Genomic DNA, 18,993 nt, shown 5'->3' on the forward strand with positions numbered 1-18,993 from the left:
CATGACCCGCGATCGGCTTCACTGGGCCGCACATCGCCATGCCGCACTCGCTATGCTGGAGGCATTCATGCCTCGATAATTGCCACGTGACTGCCGCCAATCCCGCTCCGTCCACCGCTGCATCTGCGCCGCGCGCCCTGGTCTTCGGTGGCAGCGGGCAAATCGGCGAGCGCTTGCTGACCCGCCTGCTGAGCCGCGGATGGCAGGTGACAGCGTGGTCGCGGCAGCCGCGCGCAGCACGCGCCGGTCTGATCTGGCGCCAGGCCGATCTGGCCGTACCGGCAACCCCTGGCGAGGCCTTCGATGTCATCTTCAGCTGTGGCCCGTTGGACCATTTCGCCCGCTGGTATGCCGAAAACCCGGTGGTGGCGCCGCGCATCGTGGCGTTCGGTTCCACCAGCGTTGAGGTCAAGGAACACTCCATCGACGCGGCCGAGCGCGACGTGGCCCAGCGTCTGGCCACTGCCGAACAGGCGCTGTTTTCCACTACGCGCGCGCGCAGCGCCAGTGCCACGGTGCTGCGCCCGACCCTGGTCTACGGCGCGGGACGCGACAAGACGTTGACCCAGATCGCCGGTTTGGCGCAGCGCACCGGCGCGTTCGTACTGCCGGCCAACGCCACTGGCCTGCGCCAGCCGGTGCATGTGGAAGATCTGGCCAGCGCCGCTCTGGCGGTGGTTGGCCAGCCGGCCACCCAGCAGCGCAGTTATGCCGTGGGCGGCGGTGAAGTGCTGGCGTACACGCAGATGGTGGAGCGCGTACTGGAAGCGCTGCCACGGCCTGCACGTCTGTATCAGGTGCCGCCCAGCCTGTTCGGTCTTGCACTCATCGCAGCGCAACGCGTGGGCCGCCTGCGGGGCTTGAATGCCGCCGCACTACAGCGCATGCGCGAGGACCTGGTATTCGATCTGGAACCGGCGCGTCGCGATTTCGGCTATGCGCCGCGCGCATTTCGCCCACTGCCCGAGGAGCTTGGGATCGGCGAGTAAGGCCTAGCCGGTCTGCGGGCGTCGCTTGGCGGGCGGCGCTTAATAGCGCCACCCCAGCTGGCGATACGCCTTGGCCAGCACCCAGATCGGCCCGATCAGCAGATAGGTGAGATCGGTCAGGAAGCTCGGTTTGCGGCCTTCGATCTTGTGGCCGACGAATTGGGCAATCCAGGCCAGCACGAACACCGTCAGCGCGGTGGCCAACAGACCGGCAAGCCCGATGCGGCCTTCGATCAACCGGCACAGACAGCCGAAGAAGAAAAAGATCCCCAGCATGCCCAACCCCAGCGGGCGCGACAGCCGGTTGTAGTACGACCACGCCGCAAACATCGACAGCGCGGCCCACACGCCGCTGCTGAACCAGCTACCGCCGACCGGGATGCACCACAACAGCGCCACCACCGACCACAGGATCGCAGGCACGGCCAGCACGTGGATCTGCTGATTGGTCGCGTTTTGATGATCGTCTGAATAGCTGGCGAAATAGCGCTCGATCGGTCGCGCGGTCGTGGTGCTTTGGCTCATGTTCCCTCCCAGGAATGACCCAAGCATACGCGCGCGGATGGCGCCATGGCAGATGTATCCCCCGTCACGCCTTGGCGGCGCGACGAGGGTGCACCGTCAGTTCACCGAGACTGCGCTCCACGCCGCTGCTACCGCGCGGTATTGCGTGGACGTGCTGCCGTACAGATCGGTGGCCGCGCTCAGCGTGGCCCGACGGGCCGCCGCGTAGTTGGTGGACGAGGTCATGTAGACCGTCAGTGCGCGATACCAGATACGGCTGGCCGCGGCACGGCCGATCGCGGTGAGCGCCGTGGAGCCGCTGCAGACCAGACTGGTCGGGGTTAGGTTGTAGCTGGTGCCGGAACCGAATCCGCTCGGCACCACCGCCCCTTCGGCCAGCAGATAGTAGAAGTGATTGGCCACGCCCGAGCTGTAGTGCACATTGAGCGAGCCCAGGCTGCTGCTGTAGCAATCGGGCGATTTGCCATCCAGGCTAGGCTTGAACATATAACGCAACGCCAGTGTGCCGGTGCTGTTGTTGGGGATGATCTTCTCGCCAATCAGATAATTGCCCGGCTCGGCACTGTTGGCAGCGGAGTACTCCACCATGGTGCCCATGATGTCGGACGTGGCTTCATTCAGCCCGCCCGATTCGCCCGAGTAGGTCAGCGCGGCGGTCCGGCTGGTCACGCCATGGGTCATCTCATGGCCGGCCACATCCACCGACACCAACGGCGTGAACGTGCTGCCGTCGCCATCGCCGAAGGTCATGCAGAAACAGCTGTCCTGCCAGAAGGCGTTGTTGTAGCGGCTACCGTAATGCACCCGGCTCCGTGCACCGGCGCCGTCGTTTGCGATGCCTGTGCGCGAATGCGTGGTGCGGTAATAGTCCCAGGTCAACGCCACGCCGTAATGCGCATCGACCGCTGCGGTGACCGTATCGCCGGTGGTGCCGCTGCCCCAGGCATTGTCGGCATCGGTGACCAGCGTGCCATTGCCGGAGGTGCTGTTGCGCATGTTGTAGGTCGCACCGCTGCCGCGACTGATATCGGTCATTTCATAGCTGGTACTGCTGCAGCGCGTCGTGTTCACCGTCACGCTGCCTGCATACAACGAACGTCCTGTACCAGCGGCGCTGGTGCCGCCGCTACACGCGGTATGCACCGTGTCCCATGATTCGAGGATGCGCTGGTTCACCGCATCGACGATGTAATGCATCTCGGTCGGCGTCTGGTCGGGTTTGACACCGCTGTAGATCACCTCGTACACCAGGCGCGGCGCGCCTTGGCGTGCATACAGCGCCAAACTTGCACGTGGCGCAGCATCCTGCGCCACATCGAAGTGCGATCCGGCCACACGCAATGCGGTTGCCGCATCGATACCCGGCACCAGGCTCGGACGCACCGTGGTGTCCATGGTCTGGCTCAATTCACGCATCACCCCACGGCGCGAGTGCACGACCACGTCGCCACCGATCACGGGCAGTCCCTGATAGGTACGATCGAAGCGCACATGCTCGGTGCCGTCGGCATCGACGATGCTGTCGCGTGCGATGAAGGCGTCGGCCGGCGCGCGATTGGCCAATGCCGACGCGTTGTTCCCCAATAACGATTGCGCGCGCGAAACGGCGGCATTGGCCGACAGATCCGCAGCGGTTGCGGCAGCAGAAAACGTGAGCGCGCAGCAGATTGCCGCGCCCAGGACATGGAATTGCATGACGACTCTCTCCAGAAAACGTGCAATGCAAAGACCGGCAGCCCCCGACGGCCGGTCGCCGATGGCACCTTGGGTGCCGGCAGCTACGCTTGCACAGTCACGAACTGGACAGTAGTAAAAATTACGGATGTATTGCGTTCTGTGCGCCCGGCCACTTTCCGCTGTGGCGTACATCGCAGAGGTGCAGCGGATGCAGGGTGTCATTGGCCGCTGCGGCCATGCATGCGCGCAACGCAGTGATTTCAGGCCGGGTTGCGCCGCATCGTTGCGCCGACGCAGGGGCGCTGCGGTATCCCATCGCCACGCGCTGGCCGTCGAACGATGGTCAGTTTGCGCGATGTCATTACTTCCGCGGCGCATGCGCAAACAAAAACGCCGGCCAATATCCTGGCCGGCGTTCTCTTGATCTATCGCCGATACATCAGCGACCTCCCATCGCAACCTTTTGCTGTTCTTGCTGGGCCTGTTGCTGCTGCGATTGACCAGCCAGCAACTGCGCGCTGGTTTGCTCAAGTGGCGGGGCAGGTTGGTTCAGGTCCACCGCCGCCCGGAAGCCCGGCGTGGTGCCCAAGACGAACGCCTTGCCGTCCTGCACCGTCACGTTCTGCAGCTTGTCGGCGCTGTCGATCCCATTCTGCTTGGCCTGCAGCGTGACATGTGCCGCGGTCTCGTTGGAGATCATGCTGGGCAGCTTGCTGCGGATTGCGTTCTGCAGCGCGTGGTCGGGATGCGATGCATCGTTAAGCGAAGGCCCTTTCGGCGCAGCAACCTGCGCCTCGCGGGTCTGCACCGGTTGCGCAGACAACGCTGCCCGCGTGTCGCGGCCAACAACACCGTCCTGCGGCAGCCCATGCTGCTTCTGGAACGCCATCACTGCCTCGCGCGTGTTATCGCCGAAACGCCCATCCTCGGCCAGCCGGTTGCCCTGCGCATCGCGCACGCCCAGGCGGTTGAGGTCCTGCTGCAGCTTTCCCACATCCTGACTGTTGTCGCCATGCCGCAAGGCACCTGTGCCGCTTGCCGGTGCTGCATGGGTGTTATGCGCACCTGCGTCATGTTGGCGACCCTGATTCCAGAAGGTCTCGGGACTGGTCAGTTTTCCGTTGGCATCGCGCAATTGGTAATGCACATGCTGGGCATATTGGCTTGCGCCATTGGGTCCACGTCCCCCCATCGTGCCGATGGCATCGCCTGCCGACAGCGTCTGACCTTCTTTGACCTTGACGCCATCCAGATGCAGGATCTCGTGCGAGTTGCCTTGTGCATCGCGAATCTTGACGGTGCCGTAGCTTCCGCCGGCAAAGGTCACCGTCCCGGCGACCGGCGAATGCACGGTTGGATGCTGCAGATTGCGTCCTGCCTGACCGCCCTGATAATTGAAGTCGGTGCCGCCGTGGTCGCGCGCGCTGCGGTGCTCGCCGTAATGCCCGGTGACATGCGGCGCGGTGCCGTTCTGCGGCGGAAGCATGCGCTCCATGGTGGCCTGGAACGACTGCGCGTTCGAACCGGCATGCGGTGTTTGCGCCGGTGTCGCATGCTGCGCAGGCGCGACAGTCTGTCCGAGCTGACCGTGTTCGAGCTTGTGCATCACATCGGGCGTGAGGTCGCGCTGCCAGCGCGCGAAGCGGCTTTCGCGACCAGCCAGTCCATTCGGCGGGTCGCCACCGTTGATCGCAACGCCTGCTGCATGCGCATCTTGCCTGGCCGCTTGCGGCACATTGTGCTGCCAGTACCAGGTTGCGATCCGCGACGCATTTTCCTGTTGCGCGGCCAGTTCGGGGTGCGCGACCAGGTCGAGTTTCAACGCTTCGCCGGCCTCGCGATACTGATCCTTGCCGGTGAGCTGGATGTAGCCGCGACCACGGTAAAGATAACCATCGCCGGGTTCGTTGTTGCCCATGCGTCCGCCATACATCAACTCGGCAAGTTTCTCCGGCTGGCCGCGCAATGCCTCCAGGCGCGCTTCTTCCAGCGCCTCCGGTCCTTCGCGCAGTGCGGAACGCACTTTCGAACTCACTTGCGAGGGGCCGCGGGTGTAGCGGAACCCTTCTTCCAGGCGATTAAGTCCGCCCGATTCGTGGCCTACCTGGGCCATGAAATTGGCCAATTCGGTTGGCCGGGTGATTCCCGCTGCATAGGCTGCCTGCAGCAGCCCTGTCTCGCGATCGGTTGCCATGGTGTAACTCCTCATTTCTCAGCAACATGAAAAACGGACCCATCCTTGTCCGCGTAAGCCATTACTTCCTTTTAATTTTGTTTTTGGGCTCCAGCCTCATCCAGCGCTGCGACTTTCTTGAGCGTGGCGGGGTCGAAGTCCTGGAACGTCACCGTTCCAAAATCCTTGTCGGTCAATTCCAGGGTGTTGTGTTGTTCGGTCTCGGTATCGGAAAGATCGCGCACAACCTTGTCCAGCAACCAGGTTTGCTTGTCTGCCGAATACTTGAACGTGAAGTCGTCGGCCCAGCGTTCGCGCGACCCGCCTGAAATGGAGATGGTGAATTGCCCGGGCTGGACGCGCGAAAATGCATACGGGTCGCCTGCCAGGCCGCCGCAGCGGGCACAGGGCACGATGCGATCATTTTCAGCGGCCTTTTGCATGCTGCCATCGCCGTTCTGGGTCAGCAGCAGGACGCGACGCGGCTGCCCTTCGCCGAGCTTTTCGTCACCGGTTGCCGGCGGAGAAATCACCACAAGTGCGTCCGAATGTCCGGCGCCAGTCAGGTCGCCGCGCTGGGTATCCAGTGCCTTCGATCCTGCTGGAACGAAGGAGTCTATCGTTGCCATGGGTACAGTCCCTTGTGTCGATGTGGCAGGGGGTGACGCGGCCGCGGCGGGTGATTGAGTCGCGGCCGTCGGTGCACTGGCGGGCGTGCCAGGCGCATCGGCGGCCTGCGGACCGTTACACGCGGCAAGCGCTACTGCCAGCACGGGGATGAGCAGTCTGAAGCGGGGCACGGCCGTCTCCTGATGTGGGGGGGGGTGCATGGCGCGGTGTTGCCTGCGCCGTTACAGCGACTGGTCGTCGACCTTGACCAGGGTCCAGCATGGGCGCTGGGCGAAGTGGTAGACCTGTTGATCGCCGCTGTCAGGTGTGCGGACCAGTACCTGACGACCGTCTGCATCCTCGGACACCACCACCTCGCGTCCCGCGGAGCGGGCCACGTCCAGATTCGGGATCACCGGCCATTGGACGTCGGCCAGCGCAACCTGGCGAGTGATTGGCGCCGGTTCTGGCTGCGCATCCGGATCGATCCGGATCATGGTCAGCGGGTCGGCCGTGGCGTTCTCCTGGGCCGCGATGTCTGCACTGAAGCTTTTTAGAAATGCAGAAAAGTCGGTCGCGGGGCAGGCTGTCGGCTGAGCGGGCGTGGCCGCCGCTGTAGCAGGCGTTGAGGCGGCAGGCGTGGCACTCGCTGCCTCTGCTGTCGCCGCGGGCATTGCCGCGCCTGCTAGCTCTGCTTGCGGTTTGCAGGCAACCAGCGCCAGGCTCAGTGCGAGGGCATGCAGGGACGTTCGTAAAAGGGCCAACGGATCCTCCTGATCGTATCGGGCGACGTGCGAGCGGGCGGAATGGTATCCGCGCATTGCGTGCAAATGCGTGAAGGCTGGCGGGGCGAGCGTGCAGCGGGCCGGCTGGCACGCGGCAGGCCCGCACCCCGGGAGAGTGACCGGTGTGCCAGTGGCCGATGCTCAAACGAATCCAAGGCCGATGATGGTCATCAACACAGGCCGGGTACCTCGATCCATCGCCAAAATCGTCACGCAGTGATGGATGGATTACCTTGAAATCACCCGTTGGCGTGAACAACTAAATTTCGTTGGAAAATACATCCAGTGCATCCGCACTCACCCAGCCTTGCGCGCAATTGCCAACGGATTGTCCTGGTGCCGCCGCGTGGCAGCCCTCACCACTTTCAGGCTTGATCTGCTTGATCGGCCTGTCGCCATAGGTTTTGCACAATGCGTTGTTCTTGCACTTTGCAATGGTGTCCGCTGGAATTGCGGCGACGTAGTAATAACGCGGGTTCTGTCCGGCGCGGCCGATCGCCTGGACGCAGACGAGCTGACCTTGGGTCAGGTTTGCCGTAGCCGTTGCGCTGCTGCCGGTGGTGGGCACCACGTTCATTAGATCTACTCCGTTCGCCTGGGCGACTCCGGCGAAAAATCCCTCATTGCCGCAATCGGGTGAAAACTCCACGTCATAAAAATCACCACGATCGACATTGCCTGCTGTGCATCCATTTGCAGCCTTCGCATCCGTGCAGCTGACGCCCGTGGCCTGTATCAATGCGCCAAGTCTGTCGTTGACCTGCGAAACCGCAGCTGTGTTGTTTTTCGCAGATGCTACTGGCACTGCTTCTGGAGCTGACGGGGCTGCAGATTGGCCGGCCGTGCAGGCGCCTAGCGCGAGCAACAAACTGGACAGTGCCGCATTGCGGAAGGCAGGCAACGTGCGAAAGAAGTGACTTGACCGAGCCATTGCGACCTCGTTGGGCAAGAGCGCACACCATCGTGGCGAGCATGGTGGAATGAATTAGATGCGATTGTGTGCAGTGCCCGTCATGAAGTTTCATGCACCACCGCCAGCTTGGCCTTGGTTGGCAGGCGACGGGCTCGCAACACGCCGATTATTTTCAGTGCTTCAGTCATGACGGCGTCTGCGTACTGCGCCGACTCGCCCCCTTCAATCGGGGGCAGGCCATCAATCCACCGAAATGTCCGCCAGCCGCTGCAGCGCTTCGGCATATTTCGCACGCGTGCGATCGATGACGTTGGCCGGCAGGCGCGGGCCGGGCGCGGTCTTGCCCCAGTCCAGGGTTTCCAGATAATCGCGCACGAACTGCTTGTCGTAGCTCGGCGGGCTGGTGCCCGGTTCGTATTGGTCGGCCGGCCAATAACGGGAGGAATCCGGGGTCAGCATCTCGTCCATGATGTACAGACGGCCATCGGCATCGGTGCCGAATTCGAACTTGGTATCGGCCAGCAGGATGCCGCGTTCGGCAGCAAAATCGGCGGCAAAACGGTAGATGCGCAAGGTGGCGTCGCGCACGCGTTCGGCCAGCTCGGCACCGACCGTCTTGACCATTGCATCGAAGTCGATGTTTTCGTCGTGGTCGCCAACCGCTGCCTTGGTCGAAGGCGTGAAAATCGGCTCGGGCAGTTTCTCGGCCTGACGCAGGCCGTCGGGCAATTCGATACCGCTGATCTTGCCGGTGCGCTGGTAATCCTTCCAGCCGCTGCCGATCACATAGCCGCGGGCGATGGCTTCCACCGGCACCGGCTTGAGCTTGCGCGTGACCACGGCGCGCTTGGCGTACAAGGCCGGGTCGACACCCTCGGGCAATACCTGCTCCACGCGGATGTCCACCAGGTGGTTGGGCATCAGGTGCTCGGTCTTGTGGAACCAGAAGTTGGATACCTGGCACAGCATCTCGCCCTTGCCGGGAATCGGGTCGGGCAGCACCACGTCGAACGCAGACAGGCGATCGGTGGCCACCATCAACAGATAGTCGCCCGGGGGCGCACCGGCGGGCAGGCGGTCGCGGGGAATATCGAAGACATCACGGACCTTGCCACGGTGACGCAACGGCAGGCCGGGCAGATCGGATTGCAACAGCGTGGTCGACACAGGCACTCCTAAGGACGTCGCTATGACGCTGTCCCCGGGACCCGGCGGGCCCGCGGGTAGGCAGCGGGCCGCGTAGTGTACGGCGCTTCGCCGCCGCCCGCAGAATTTATTGGAGCCCGCGCAGTGGGGCCTGTGCAGGCGCCGTCAGCCAGGCCGGGCGGGCGTTCGGGTAAGATCGCCAGCCCGCCTCCCGCCCCCGATCGCCCCATGTCCTGGTACGGAAAACTGCTCGGCGCATTGGCCGGCGCCTTGCTGTTTCGCGGGGCGCCGGTGGTGGGGCTGATGATCGGGCTGGCGATCGGCCACGCGGTCGACGCCGGCTGGTTCAAACGGCGCGCGGAAAATCCTTACGAAGCGCTGGGCCTGGAGCCGGATGCCACCACCGCCGAGATCGACCTGGCCTATCGCCGGCTGATGTCGCGCTACCACCCGGACAAGGTCGCCAACGCCGACCCGGAAGCCCGCCGCCAGGCCGAGAAGAAGGCCAGCCAGATCAACGCCGCCTACGACCGGATTCAGCGGCTGCGCAGGCGCTGAGCGAAGGGGCGCACCGACATCTGCTGCGTCCAGCAGTGCCGGACGTCAGCGCAGCGTGTTGTTCCCCCGGAAAGGCCTCACCCAATAAAACGCCTGATCGTCACGATCAGGCGCCGCGGGCACGCACGCACCCGGCTCTCAGAACCTGTAGGTCGCGGTCAGCCGCACCGCGTTGGTCGAAACATCGGTATCGGTCCGACGCAGGTCGGTACCGGCCGGATTGACGCGCAGGAAGGGGTTGGTGGCCGGCGCGGTGCCGGGGCCGACGCGCACGCGGGTGTCGTCGTCCTGCAGGCGGGTGAACAGATATTCCACGCCGACCGAGACCTTGTCGCTCAAGCGCCGTTGCAGGCCGATGCCGGCCTGGTAGCCATCGGCACTGTCGCCGCCACTGCTGGTGAAGCTGTTGGCGGTATTGCTGCTGGCAAAGCGGTGGTCGAATTCGCCACGCGCCACACCGGCGGTGATGTAGGCCAGGTAATCGCCCTGCGTGCCGAAGGCGTAGCCGATGCGCCCGCGCAACGCCGCGGTGCGGTTGAGCTGGCGGGTGAAGGTATAAAACGCAGGTGTCGTGCTGAAGGCGCTGACGCTGTCGTGGACATCGTTGCGGGTGTATTCGGCGACCACGCCATAGACCCAGTTGTCGGCCTGCCAGTCGTAGCCCAGCCGTGCGCCATATTCGGCACCGCCCTTGTCCTTGCTGCAGCCACTGGCCGGCGTGCGCCCCGCCGCTGCGCCACCGCAGAAACCGGGCGAAAATGCATCTGCACCGGTCACGGTGCTGACCTGGTCGCCGTCGCGGCCATCCAGATTGGTATCGAAGCCGAAGCGGCCACCGGAGACGCCGGCCGGATCGGCACCACCGGCATTGGCACCGATGGAAAAACCGGACCAGTCAGCTGGGCCGGATTGCGCCCAGGCCGAGGGCGCCAGGACGAGAAGGGCCAAAGCGGCGGAAGCGAGCGGGGTGGGTTTCATGCGGTCTCCTTGCATCTGGCGCGGCGCGCCGGTCAGGTAACTACGCGCTCGCGTCCGCTCCGGATGCACGTGGGCTGACTTGGGGGCGGCATTGCACAGCGGCAGAGCCGCTGGCGCCGCCGGCAGGTGCGCGATCGCGCAATGACTGCGAGCTGCCGGCCCCAGCCTGCGGTGGTAGCGGCGGCCTGCCCGCGGCGTGCGCCCCGAGCGCCCAGCGGCGTTCGGCTTTCCTCGCCGGGCCACGGTTGCGACAATGGCGCTCCTGCATTTTTCCGAGCTGCCCATGCAACCGACGGCGATCGCCCCGTCCATCCTGTCCGCCGATTTCGCCCGTCTGGGCGAGGAAGTGAATAACGTGCTCAAGGCTGGTGCCGACTGGGTGCACTTCGACGTGATGGACAACCACTATGTGCCCAACCTCACCATCGGCCCGATGGTGTGCCAGGCGCTGCGCAAGCACGGCATCACCGCGCCGATCGACGTGCATCTGATGGTCGAGCCGGTGGACCGCATCGTGCCGGATTTCGCCGAAGCCGGTGCCACCACCATCAGCTTCCACCCCGAAGCCAGCCGCCACGTGCACCGCACGATCCAGCTGATCAAGTCGCATGGCTGCCAGGCCGGGCTGGTGCTCAACCCGGCCACGCCGGTGGACATCCTGGATTGGGTGCTGCCCGAGCTGGACTTGGTCTTGGTGATGTCGGTCAACCCGGGCTTCGGCGGGCAGGCTTTCATCCCGTCTGCGCTGGACAAGCTGCGCGCGATCCGCCGCAAGATCGACGCGACGGGCAAGCCGATCCGGCTGGAGATCGATGGTGGGGTCAAGGCCGACAACATCGGTGCGATTGCCGCCGCCGGCGCCGACACCTTCGTCGCCGGCTCGGCCATTTTCAATGCGCCCGACTATGCGCAGGTGATTGCGCAGATGCGCGCGGCGGTGGATGCGGTGCGATGAGCCGGCCTGCGCCGCAGATCCGCAGCGCCACGCCTGCGGATGTGCCGCTGCTGCATGAACTCATCACCGCGCTGGCGGTGTACGAGCGCGAGCCGGATGCGGTCAAGGCCAGCCAGCAGGAGTTGCGCGCCAGTCTGTTCGGCGAAGGGGCCACCGCGCATGCGTTGATCTGCGAGCGCGACGGCCAAGCGCTTGGATTTGCGGTGTATTTCTTCAACTACTCCACTTGGCTGGGCCGTAACGGCTTGTATCTGGAAGACCTGTTCGTGCGGCCGGAAGCGCGCGGCAACGGCGCGGGCCTTGCGCTGTTGCGGCACTTGGCGCAGCTGGCCGTGCAGCGTGGCTGCGGGCGGTTCGAATGGTCGGTGCTGGACTGGAACCAGCCGGCCATCGACTTCTACAAGGCAGTCGGTGCGCACCCCATGGAGGGCTGGACCGTGTACCGGCTCGACGGCGAACGGCTGGCCGCGTTTGCGGCGGGCGGCTGAGCCGGGCGCGCCGGGAGGTCAGCATCCCGCAAAAGGAAGGCCGCTCCCGAGGAAGCGGCCTTCAAGAAAACTGGAGGCTGATCCTGCCTCCGCCCGTCGTCCCTGCTATGGCCTTCTATTCTCCTGGTTATCGATGACACCGCAATGACAGTGTCCCGGCGGCGCCCATTCACGATCTGCCCATTGGCCCACTGCTAGCCTGCGGCCATTCCCCTCACGGCATCGGCAGCGCGCATGGCCCCGTCCCACTGGCGTCTGATCCTCAATGGCAAGTCCACCGATAACCTGGACCTGCGTGAGGCAGTGGGAACGCTGCGCGAGCGCGGTATCCAGCTCGATGTGCGGGTCACCTGGGAAGACGGCGATGCCGAGCGCTACGTGGGCGAGGCGGTGGCCGATGGCGTGCACACGGTGGTGGCCGCCGGTGGCGACGGCACCCTGAGCGAAGTGGCCGCCGCGCTGGCGCACCACGAGGGCGATGCGGCCACGCTGCCGTCGCTGGGCCTGGTGCCGCTGGGCACTGCCAACGATTTTGCCACCGCCGCCAACGTCCCGATCGTCCCGCTGGAGGCGTTGAACCTGATCGCCGAGCGCGTCGCGCAGCCGGTCGACCTGCTGCGGATCGACGCCGACCATGGCCCGCACTGGTGCGCCAATGTGGCCAGCGGCGGCTTCGGTACCCAGGTCACGGTGGAAACCGACGAAGGCCTGAAGAAAATGCTCGGCGGTCTGGCCTATCTCATCACCGGCATGTCGCGGCTGGGCCGCATCGACCCGATCAGCGCCCGCTTCAGCGGCCCGGAGTTCAGCTGGGAAGGCGAATTCATCGCACTCGGGCTGGGGAACGGGCGCCAGGCCGGTGGCGGCCAGGCGCTGTGCCCGGAGGCCCTGATCGACGACGGCCTGCTCGATGTCACCATCGTCCCGGACCTCGACGGCGAGGTGGCTGCCACCCTCGGCACCCTGGTCACCGGCGGCAAACAGGCCGCGCTCGAACGCGTGGCCGTGCGCGCCCGCGTGCCGTGGCTGGAAATCGTCTCCCAGCAACCGCTGACCTTGAACCTGGACGGCGAACCGGAAACCTCGCGGCACTTCCGCATCGAATGCGTCCCGGCGCGGCTGCGGATGCATTTGCCTGCCGACTGTCCGTTGGTCGGTGGATGAGTGCGGGGAATCGGGAGTCGGGAGTCGGGAATGGGCAATCGGGAATCGGGATTCGGAAGAGCGCGATCGGCCCGCGCTGATGTGCGGTCGTCCGGTTGATGCATGCGCGCGCACCGTGCAGTGCCATGCCTCCACCATGAACGAGTCCGGTAGATCCGGACAATCGCATGCCAACCCAAGCGATGCCGGCTCAACGACGGCTTAAAGGCGGCGCTGCGGCTCAGCGGAGCAAACGATCGGTGCAACGCTGCGGCTAAAGCGGAGCAGCGCTGCGGCTGCCGGAGCGACGATCGGCGCAACGGGTTGGCTGCAGCTCAGGCGAAGTAGGGCGGCAGAAACGGAGCGGTGACAAGCACGCAGCCCTGAGCCCCTCTCCCGCCGGGAGAGGGGTTGGGGTGAGGGTCCCTGCGCCGACACTGGTGCCGCTGCCACGACCCAGGCCGCACGGGAATCAACCCGTGCAGCGCGCAACACCGACGCCTGTCGCCAACCGCAGGTTATTCGCACCAGATATTACCCGGTGCGCAAGGCTACGTCCGCCAACCCCCTTCCGTGCTTCGCATTCCGAAGCGCGTTGGCCGCGGCCTGCTGCCCTCGGCCGACACTTGCGCTACAGTACCCGCGTGTCCCGCCTGACGACTCCACGCTCCTTCTCTTCCGCTCGCCGCTGGTGGCGATGGTGGCCCGTTGCCGTCGTCCGCCCCGCCACAGAGTCCCGGAAGGAAAGTCGTCTTGATCACTGCAGAGCAGTTCCAGCGCCAGGCCGCTGAAGGTCACACCCGTATCCCCGTTGTCCGCGAAGTGCTGTCCGACCTGGACACGCCGCTGTCGGTCTATCTGAAGCTCGCCGACGGCGCCTACACCTATCTGTTCGAATCGGTCGAAGGCGGGGAGCGCTTCGGGCGCTACTCCATCATCGGCCTGCCGGCGCGGCGCGTGTACAGCTTTCGGGGCCACACGCTGGAGGTCAGTGAGCACGGCGAAGTCGTCGACACCCGGCAGGTCGCCGACCCGTTGGCCGAAGTCGATGCGCTGCGCGCCGAACATTCGGTGCCACAGCTGGATGGGCTGCCCGGTTTCACCGGCGGGCTGGTCGGCTGGTTCGGTTTCGAGTGCATCCAGTACATCGAACCGCGCCTGGGCAGCGGCGACAAGCCCGACGAACTCGGCACGCCCGACATCCTGCTGATGCTCTCCGAAGAGCTGGCGGTGTTCGACAATCTCAAGGGCCGTCTGTACCTGATCGTGCATGCCGACCCGCGCCAGCCGCAGGCCTATGTGCGCGCCAACCGGCGCCTGGACGAGCTGGCGCATCGCCTGCGCCAGGGCGGCGCCGGGTATCCGCAGGCGCAAATTTCCGACGCCATCGACGAAGCGGACTTCCATTCCTCGTTTACCCGCGAGCAGTACCACGCCGTGGTGCGCAAGGCGCAGGAATACGTGCGCGCCGGCGATATCTTCCAGGTGGTGCCGTCGCAGCGCCTGCGCGTGCCGTTCCGCGCGCGCCCGGTGGATGTGTATCGCGCGCTGCGTGCGTTGAACCCGTCGCCGTACATGTATTTTCTCGATGTCGGCGCTACCCAGGTGGTGGGCTCGTCGCCAGAAATTCTGGCGCGCCTGCGCGATGGCGTGGTCACTGTGCGCCCGATCGCCGGCACCCGCCCACGCGGCGCAACGCCCGAACTGGACAAGGCGCTGGAAGAAGAACTGCTGGCCGACCCGAAGGAACGCGCCGAGCACGTGATGCTGATCGATCTGGGCCGCAACGATGTCGGCCGCGTGGCCGAACCGGGCACGGTCAAGGTCGGCGAGCAGTTCGTGATCGAACGCTATAGCCATGTCATGCACATCGTCAGCGAAGTGACCGGCACCCTGAAAGCCGGCCTGAATTATAGCGACGTGCTGCGCGCCACCTTCCCGGCCGGCACCGTCAGCGGCGCGCCGAAGATCCGTGCGCTGGAAATCATCCGCGAACTGGAGCCGGTCAAGCGCAACGTGTATTCCGGCGCGGTCGGCTATATCGGCTGGCATGGCGATGCCGATACCGCTATCGCCATCCGAACTGCCGTCATCCAGGACGGCTACCTGTATGTGCAGGCCGGCGGCGGCGTGGTCTACGACTCCGACCCCGACCTGGAATGGCAGGAAACCATGAACAAGGGGCGTGCGCTGTTTCGCGCAGTTGCCCAGGCGGCGAAAGGCCTGTGATGGACGGGCAGGGTAGCGCTATGCGCATCAGCTTTCGCAACGACTATAGCGAAGGCGCGCATCCGCGGCTGTTGCAGGCGTTGGCGCAGGCCAGCGCCGAGCAGCACGCCGGCTATGGCACCGATCGGCACACAGCGCGTGCGGTTGCGTTGATCCGCAATGCAGTCGCGCAGCCGCAGGCCGACGTGCATCTGCTGGTCGGCGGCACGCAGACCAATCTGATTGCGATCAGCGCGTTCTTGCGCCCGCATCAGGCAGTCATCGCGGTGGAAGCGGCGCATATCGCCACGCACGAGACCGGCGCCATCGAAGCGACCGGGCACAAGGTGCTCACCGTGCCGGCGCTGCACGACAAGCTGACGCCTGCGCTGATTCAGCCGGTGCTGGCTGTGCATGGCAACGAACACATGGTGCAGCCGCGCCTGGTCTACATTTCCAACAGCACTGAAAGCGGCACCATCTATACGCGCGCCGAACTCGATGCGTTGTCGCGGTTTTGTCGCGCGAACGATTTGCTGCTGTACCTGGATGGCGCGCGTCTGGGTGCGGCGCTGACCGCCGATGGCAACGATCTGGATCTGCCGACCATTGCCACGTTGACCGACGCGTTCTATATCGGCGGCACCAAGAATGGTGCGCTGCTCGGCGAAGCGCTGGTCATCGTCAATCCCGTGTTGCAGGCCGACTTGCGTTATCTGATCAAGCAGCGCGGCGCGTTACTGGCCAAGGGCATGGTGCTTGGCGTGCAATTTGCGGCGTTGTTCGAAGACAGTCTGTTCTTCGAACTGGCCGCGCACGCCAACGGCATGGCGCAACGCCTGCGCGCCGGCCTGCTCGCGGCCGGTGCGCACTTCACCAGCGACTCGCCGACCAACCAGCAGTTCATCGCCGTCAGCGCGCAACACGCCGCGCAGCTGGCGCAACGCTACGACTTCGAGCGCTGGGAAGTGCGCACCGATGGCAGTCAGGTGATCCGCTTCGTGACCTCGTGGGCAACCACGGCCGCGTCGGTCGATCGGCTGTGTGCGGATGTTGCCGCACTTCATCGCGGCACGCCGTAAGCATGCGCACCAGAGGGAGCGAAACAGATGAAGCAACGCGAACGCCGGAATTTTGCCTATCCCGGTTCGCTCGATGCTGGTCAGGTGAGTGGCAGTCACGCCGCGCCATCACCGATCGCAGAGTCACCTGAAGCCGGCAGCCAGACCTTCACCCAAAACATCTATGCGGTCTTTCTGATCGCGCAATGAGTCCCCTGCCATGCTGCTGATGCTCGATAACTACGACAGCTTCACCTACAACCTCGTGCAGTACCTGCAGGCACTGGGCGCCGAGGTCACGGTGGTGCGCAACGACGCCATGAGCGTCGACCAGATCGCCGCGCTCAAGCCCGAGCGCATCGTCATCTCGCCCGGTCCGTGTACGCCCAACGAGGCCGGGATCTCGCTGCAATTGATCGAGCGGCTGGGTCAGACCACACCGATCCTGGGCGTGTGCCTGGGCCATCAAAGCATCGGCCAGGTCTACGGTGGCGATGTGATCCGCGCCGGCAACATCATGCACGGCAAGACCTCGCCGATTCGTCATCAGGGCAAGGGAGTGTTCGCCGGCCTGCCGGACAGCTACGAGGCCACGCGCTATCACTCGCTTGTTGTGGACAAGACCACCTTGCCGGACGCACTGGAGGTCACCGCCTGGACCGAAAATCCGGATGGTTCGATGGAAGAGATCATGGGCCTGCGCCATCGCCAGTTTCCGGTCGAAGGCGTGCAGTTCCATCCCGAATCGATCCTGACCCAGCACGGACATGCCTTGCTGAAAAACTTTTTGCAGCGGTGATAGTGTCTGCGCCTCGGCGTGACGCCCGTATCGCGCTGCGTCGCTACAACCCCAACGCAGAATTGCAGCGGCACTCAACCTGCGCACCGTACCGCGCAACGTAACGTTACCGCTGCACCGCCTTCCATCGCATCCGGATCACGATGAGCACACCCGACGACAGCATTCACTTCTACGAGCCGACGCAGGGTCACGGGCTGCCGCACGATCCGTTCAACGCCATCGTCGGCCCACGCCCGATCGGCTGGATCGGCTCGCGCAGCGCCGAGGGCATTGCCAATCTGGCGCCATACAGTTTTTTCAATGCCTTCAACTACATTCCGCCGATCGTCGGCTTTGCCAGCATCGGTCGCAAGGACAGCCTGCGCAACATCGAAGCCACCGGCGAATTCACCTGGAACCTGGCCACCCGCCCGCTGGCCGAGGCGATGAATGCCAGTGCGGCGATGGTACCGGCGGAGGTCGATGAATTCGATCTGGCCGGCCTGCAGGTGGCGCCATCGCGGCTGATCGGTGCGCCACGGGGCGCTGCCAGCCCGGTGAGTTTCGAATGTCGGCTCAGCCAGCTATTGCCGCTGCAAACCGCCGCCGGTCATGCCATCCAGACCTGGCTGGTGCTGGGCGAAGTGGTCGGCGTGCACCTGGCCAGGTCCGCGCTGCACGAGGGCATCTACGACCCGGCTGCGGTGCAGACGATTCTGCGCGCGGGCGGACCGGCCGATTACTACGAAGTGCAGCCGCAGGCACGTTTTCGCATGACGCGTCCGGGCCAATGATCGTCGCAGCTGCAACGGCAGTCGCGTCGCTCGGCGCTTGCGCCATCCTGCACTGATCGCGCGCGCTACAAGCCGCCTGCGTCTTCATCCATCACGTTCTGCCACGGTTGGTCCCATGCCCATCACTCCGCAAGAAGCCCTGCAACGCACCATCGAACACCGCGAAATCTTCCACGACGAAATGGTCGAGTTGATGCGGCAGATCATGCGCGGCGAGGTCTCCGACATGATGGTCGCGGCCATCCTCACCGGGCTACGGGTCAAGAAGGAAACCATCGGCGAAATTGCCGGCGCCGCCACGGTGATGCGCGAGTTCTCGCGCCGCGTGGAGGTGAGCGATCGCCAGCACATGGTCGACATCGTCGGTACCGGCGGCGACGGTTCGCATACCTTCAACATCTCCACCTGCGCCATGTTCGTCGCCGCAGCCGGCGGCGCCAAGGTGGCCAAGCATGGCAATCGCAGCGTCTCGTCCAAATCCGGCAGCGCCGACGCACTGGAAGCATTGGGCGCGGTGATCGAGCTGCAGCCCGAGCAGGTTGCCAGCGCATTGGCGCACACTGGCATCGGCTTCATGTATGCGCCAGTGCATCACCCGGCCATGAAGGTGGTGGCGCCGGTGCGGCGCGAAATGGGTGTACGCACCATCTTCAACATTCTTGGCCCACTGACAAACCCGGCAGGCTCGCCGAACATCCTGATGGGTGTGTTCCATCCGGATCTGGTCGGCATCCAGGCGCGTGTGCTGCAGGAGCTTGGCGCCGAGCGCGCGCTGGTGGTGTGGGGGCGCGACGGCATGGACGAACTCTCGCTTGGCGCCGGCACCCTGGTTGGCGAATTGCGCGATGGCCAGGTACGCGAATACGAAGTGCACCCGGAAGATTTCGGCATCGCCATGTCGGCCAGCCGTAACCTCAAGGTGGCCGATGCTGCGCAATCGCGCGCGATGTTGCTGCAGGTATTGGACAACGTACCCGGCCCCGCGCTGGATATCGTGGCGCTCAACGCCGGTGCTGCGTTGTACGTGGCCGGCATCGCCGACAGTATTGCCGATGGCGTACTGCGCGCACGCGCAGTCATCGCCGATGGCTCGGCGCGCGCGCGGGTCGACGCCTATATCGCCTACACCCGCCAGCTCGCCGTGCAGCCCTGAGCCATGCCGGCAACCGCCACGCAGCGGCCATCACCGGCCGGCATCCTCACAGCCGCG

General features: G+C 64.9%; 19 protein-coding genes. 11 read left to right on the forward strand and 8 right to left on the reverse strand.

Going from position 1 to position 18,993, the window contains the following annotated elements; all coding sequences use genetic code 11:
- The first annotated feature begins 86 nt into the window (after positions 1-86).
- On the forward strand, positions 87-989 hold the full coding sequence (locus ACCQ00_RS02355) for an NAD-dependent epimerase/dehydratase family protein (protein ID WP_039567410.1): 903 nt from the start codon (positions 87-89) through the stop codon (positions 987-989).
- Positions 990-1,028: 39 nt separating this feature from the next.
- Here ACCQ00_RS02355 and ACCQ00_RS02360 read toward each other — a convergent pair whose 3' ends face one another.
- The 7 genes from ACCQ00_RS02360 to ACCQ00_RS02390 form a co-directional block, all read right to left on the reverse strand.
- On the reverse strand, positions 1,029-1,514 hold the full coding sequence (locus ACCQ00_RS02360) for an Mpo1 family 2-hydroxy fatty acid dioxygenase (RefSeq protein ID WP_039567412.1): 486 nt from the start codon (positions 1,512-1,514) through the stop codon (positions 1,029-1,031).
- A 96-nt stretch (positions 1,515-1,610) separates the two neighbouring features.
- Positions 1,611-3,209 carry a M4 family metallopeptidase gene (locus ACCQ00_RS02365; protein ID WP_039567414.1) on the reverse strand — a complete coding sequence of 533 codons (1,599 nt, stop codon included), beginning with the start codon at positions 3,207-3,209 and terminating at the stop codon, positions 1,611-1,613.
- 421 nt (positions 3,210-3,630) lie between these two features.
- Positions 3,631-5,385, reverse strand: coding sequence for a peptidoglycan-binding protein (locus ACCQ00_RS02370; RefSeq protein WP_372354054.1), 1,755 nt, complete (start codon positions 5,383-5,385; stop codon positions 3,631-3,633).
- A 71-nt stretch (positions 5,386-5,456) separates the two neighbouring features.
- Positions 5,457-5,993 (reverse strand): hypothetical protein, encoded by a 537-nt coding sequence (locus tag ACCQ00_RS02375; RefSeq protein ID WP_039567420.1) that lies wholly within the window; start codon positions 5,991-5,993, stop codon positions 5,457-5,459.
- Positions 5,994-6,215: 222 nt separating this feature from the next.
- Complete coding sequence (locus ACCQ00_RS02380) at positions 6,216-6,794, reverse strand: hypothetical protein (RefSeq protein ID WP_236493353.1); 579 nt, start codon at positions 6,792-6,794, stop codon at positions 6,216-6,218.
- Positions 6,795-7,017: 223 nt separating this feature from the next.
- Positions 7,018-7,689, reverse strand: a complete 672-nt coding sequence (locus tag ACCQ00_RS02385; protein ID WP_080950326.1) for a hypothetical protein — start codon at positions 7,687-7,689, stop codon at positions 7,018-7,020.
- A gap of 222 nt (positions 7,690-7,911) precedes the next feature.
- The gene (locus ACCQ00_RS02390; RefSeq protein WP_039567428.1) at positions 7,912-8,838 is read right to left on the reverse strand and encodes a phosphoribosylaminoimidazolesuccinocarboxamide synthase; all 927 of its coding nucleotides are present in this window, start codon (positions 8,836-8,838) and stop codon (positions 7,912-7,914) included.
- A gap of 207 nt (positions 8,839-9,045) precedes the next feature.
- Here ACCQ00_RS02390 and ACCQ00_RS02395 point away from each other — a divergent pair, with 207 nt between their 5' ends.
- On the forward strand, positions 9,046-9,375 hold the full coding sequence (locus tag ACCQ00_RS02395; RefSeq protein ID WP_017157937.1) for a J domain-containing protein: 330 nt from the start codon (positions 9,046-9,048) through the stop codon (positions 9,373-9,375).
- Positions 9,376-9,513: 138 nt separating this feature from the next.
- Here the strand turns inward: ACCQ00_RS02395 and ACCQ00_RS02400 are convergent, their stop codons facing one another.
- Positions 9,514-10,353, reverse strand: coding sequence for an outer membrane protein (locus ACCQ00_RS02400; protein WP_372354055.1), 840 nt, complete (start codon positions 10,351-10,353; stop codon positions 9,514-9,516).
- Positions 10,354-10,606: 253 nt separating this feature from the next.
- Between ACCQ00_RS02400 and rpe the strand changes: the two genes are divergently transcribed.
- From rpe to trpD, 9 genes are all read left to right on the forward strand, one after another.
- Positions 10,607-11,308: a ribulose-phosphate 3-epimerase gene (gene rpe / locus ACCQ00_RS02405; RefSeq protein WP_029818472.1), complete on the forward strand. Its 702-nt coding sequence runs from the start codon at positions 10,607-10,609 to the stop codon at positions 11,306-11,308.
- Positions 11,305-11,796, forward strand: coding sequence for a GNAT family N-acetyltransferase (locus tag ACCQ00_RS02410; protein WP_039567432.1), 492 nt, complete (start codon positions 11,305-11,307; stop codon positions 11,794-11,796). The genes rpe and ACCQ00_RS02410 overlap by 4 nt, the downstream gene beginning before the upstream one ends.
- Positions 11,797-12,030: 234 nt before the next feature.
- Positions 12,031-12,960, forward strand: coding sequence for a lipid kinase YegS (gene yegS / locus ACCQ00_RS02415; RefSeq protein WP_017157934.1), 930 nt, complete (start codon positions 12,031-12,033; stop codon positions 12,958-12,960).
- 732 nt (positions 12,961-13,692) lie between these two features.
- Positions 13,693-15,168, forward strand: coding sequence for an anthranilate synthase component I (gene trpE, locus ACCQ00_RS02420; RefSeq protein ID WP_039567435.1), 1,476 nt, complete (start codon positions 13,693-13,695; stop codon positions 15,166-15,168).
- Positions 15,168-16,229 carry a threonine aldolase family protein gene (locus ACCQ00_RS02425; RefSeq protein ID WP_033481230.1) on the forward strand — a complete coding sequence of 354 codons (1,062 nt, stop codon included), beginning with the start codon at positions 15,168-15,170 and terminating at the stop codon, positions 16,227-16,229. The genes trpE and ACCQ00_RS02425 overlap by 1 nt, the downstream gene beginning before the upstream one ends.
- 27 nt (positions 16,230-16,256) lie before the next feature.
- Complete coding sequence (locus ACCQ00_RS02430) at positions 16,257-16,418, forward strand: hypothetical protein (RefSeq protein ID WP_157768394.1); 162 nt, start codon at positions 16,257-16,259, stop codon at positions 16,416-16,418.
- Positions 16,419-16,428: 10 nt separating this feature from the next.
- On the forward strand, positions 16,429-17,007 hold the full coding sequence (locus ACCQ00_RS02435) for an anthranilate synthase component II (RefSeq protein WP_007967849.1): 579 nt from the start codon (positions 16,429-16,431) through the stop codon (positions 17,005-17,007).
- Positions 17,008-17,150: 143 nt separating this feature from the next.
- On the forward strand, positions 17,151-17,783 hold the full coding sequence (locus tag ACCQ00_RS02440; protein WP_039567440.1) for a flavin reductase family protein: 633 nt from the start codon (positions 17,151-17,153) through the stop codon (positions 17,781-17,783).
- Between the two features lie 115 nt (positions 17,784-17,898).
- Positions 17,899-18,936, forward strand: coding sequence for an anthranilate phosphoribosyltransferase (gene trpD / locus ACCQ00_RS02445; RefSeq protein ID WP_039567442.1), 1,038 nt, complete (start codon positions 17,899-17,901; stop codon positions 18,934-18,936).
- The last annotated feature ends 57 nt before the right edge of the window (positions 18,937-18,993 follow it).

Source organism: Xanthomonas sp. NCPPB 3761 (assembly GCF_041475705.2).
Taxonomy (GTDB): Bacteria; Pseudomonadota; Gammaproteobacteria; order Xanthomonadales; family Xanthomonadaceae; genus Xanthomonas; species Xanthomonas phaseoli.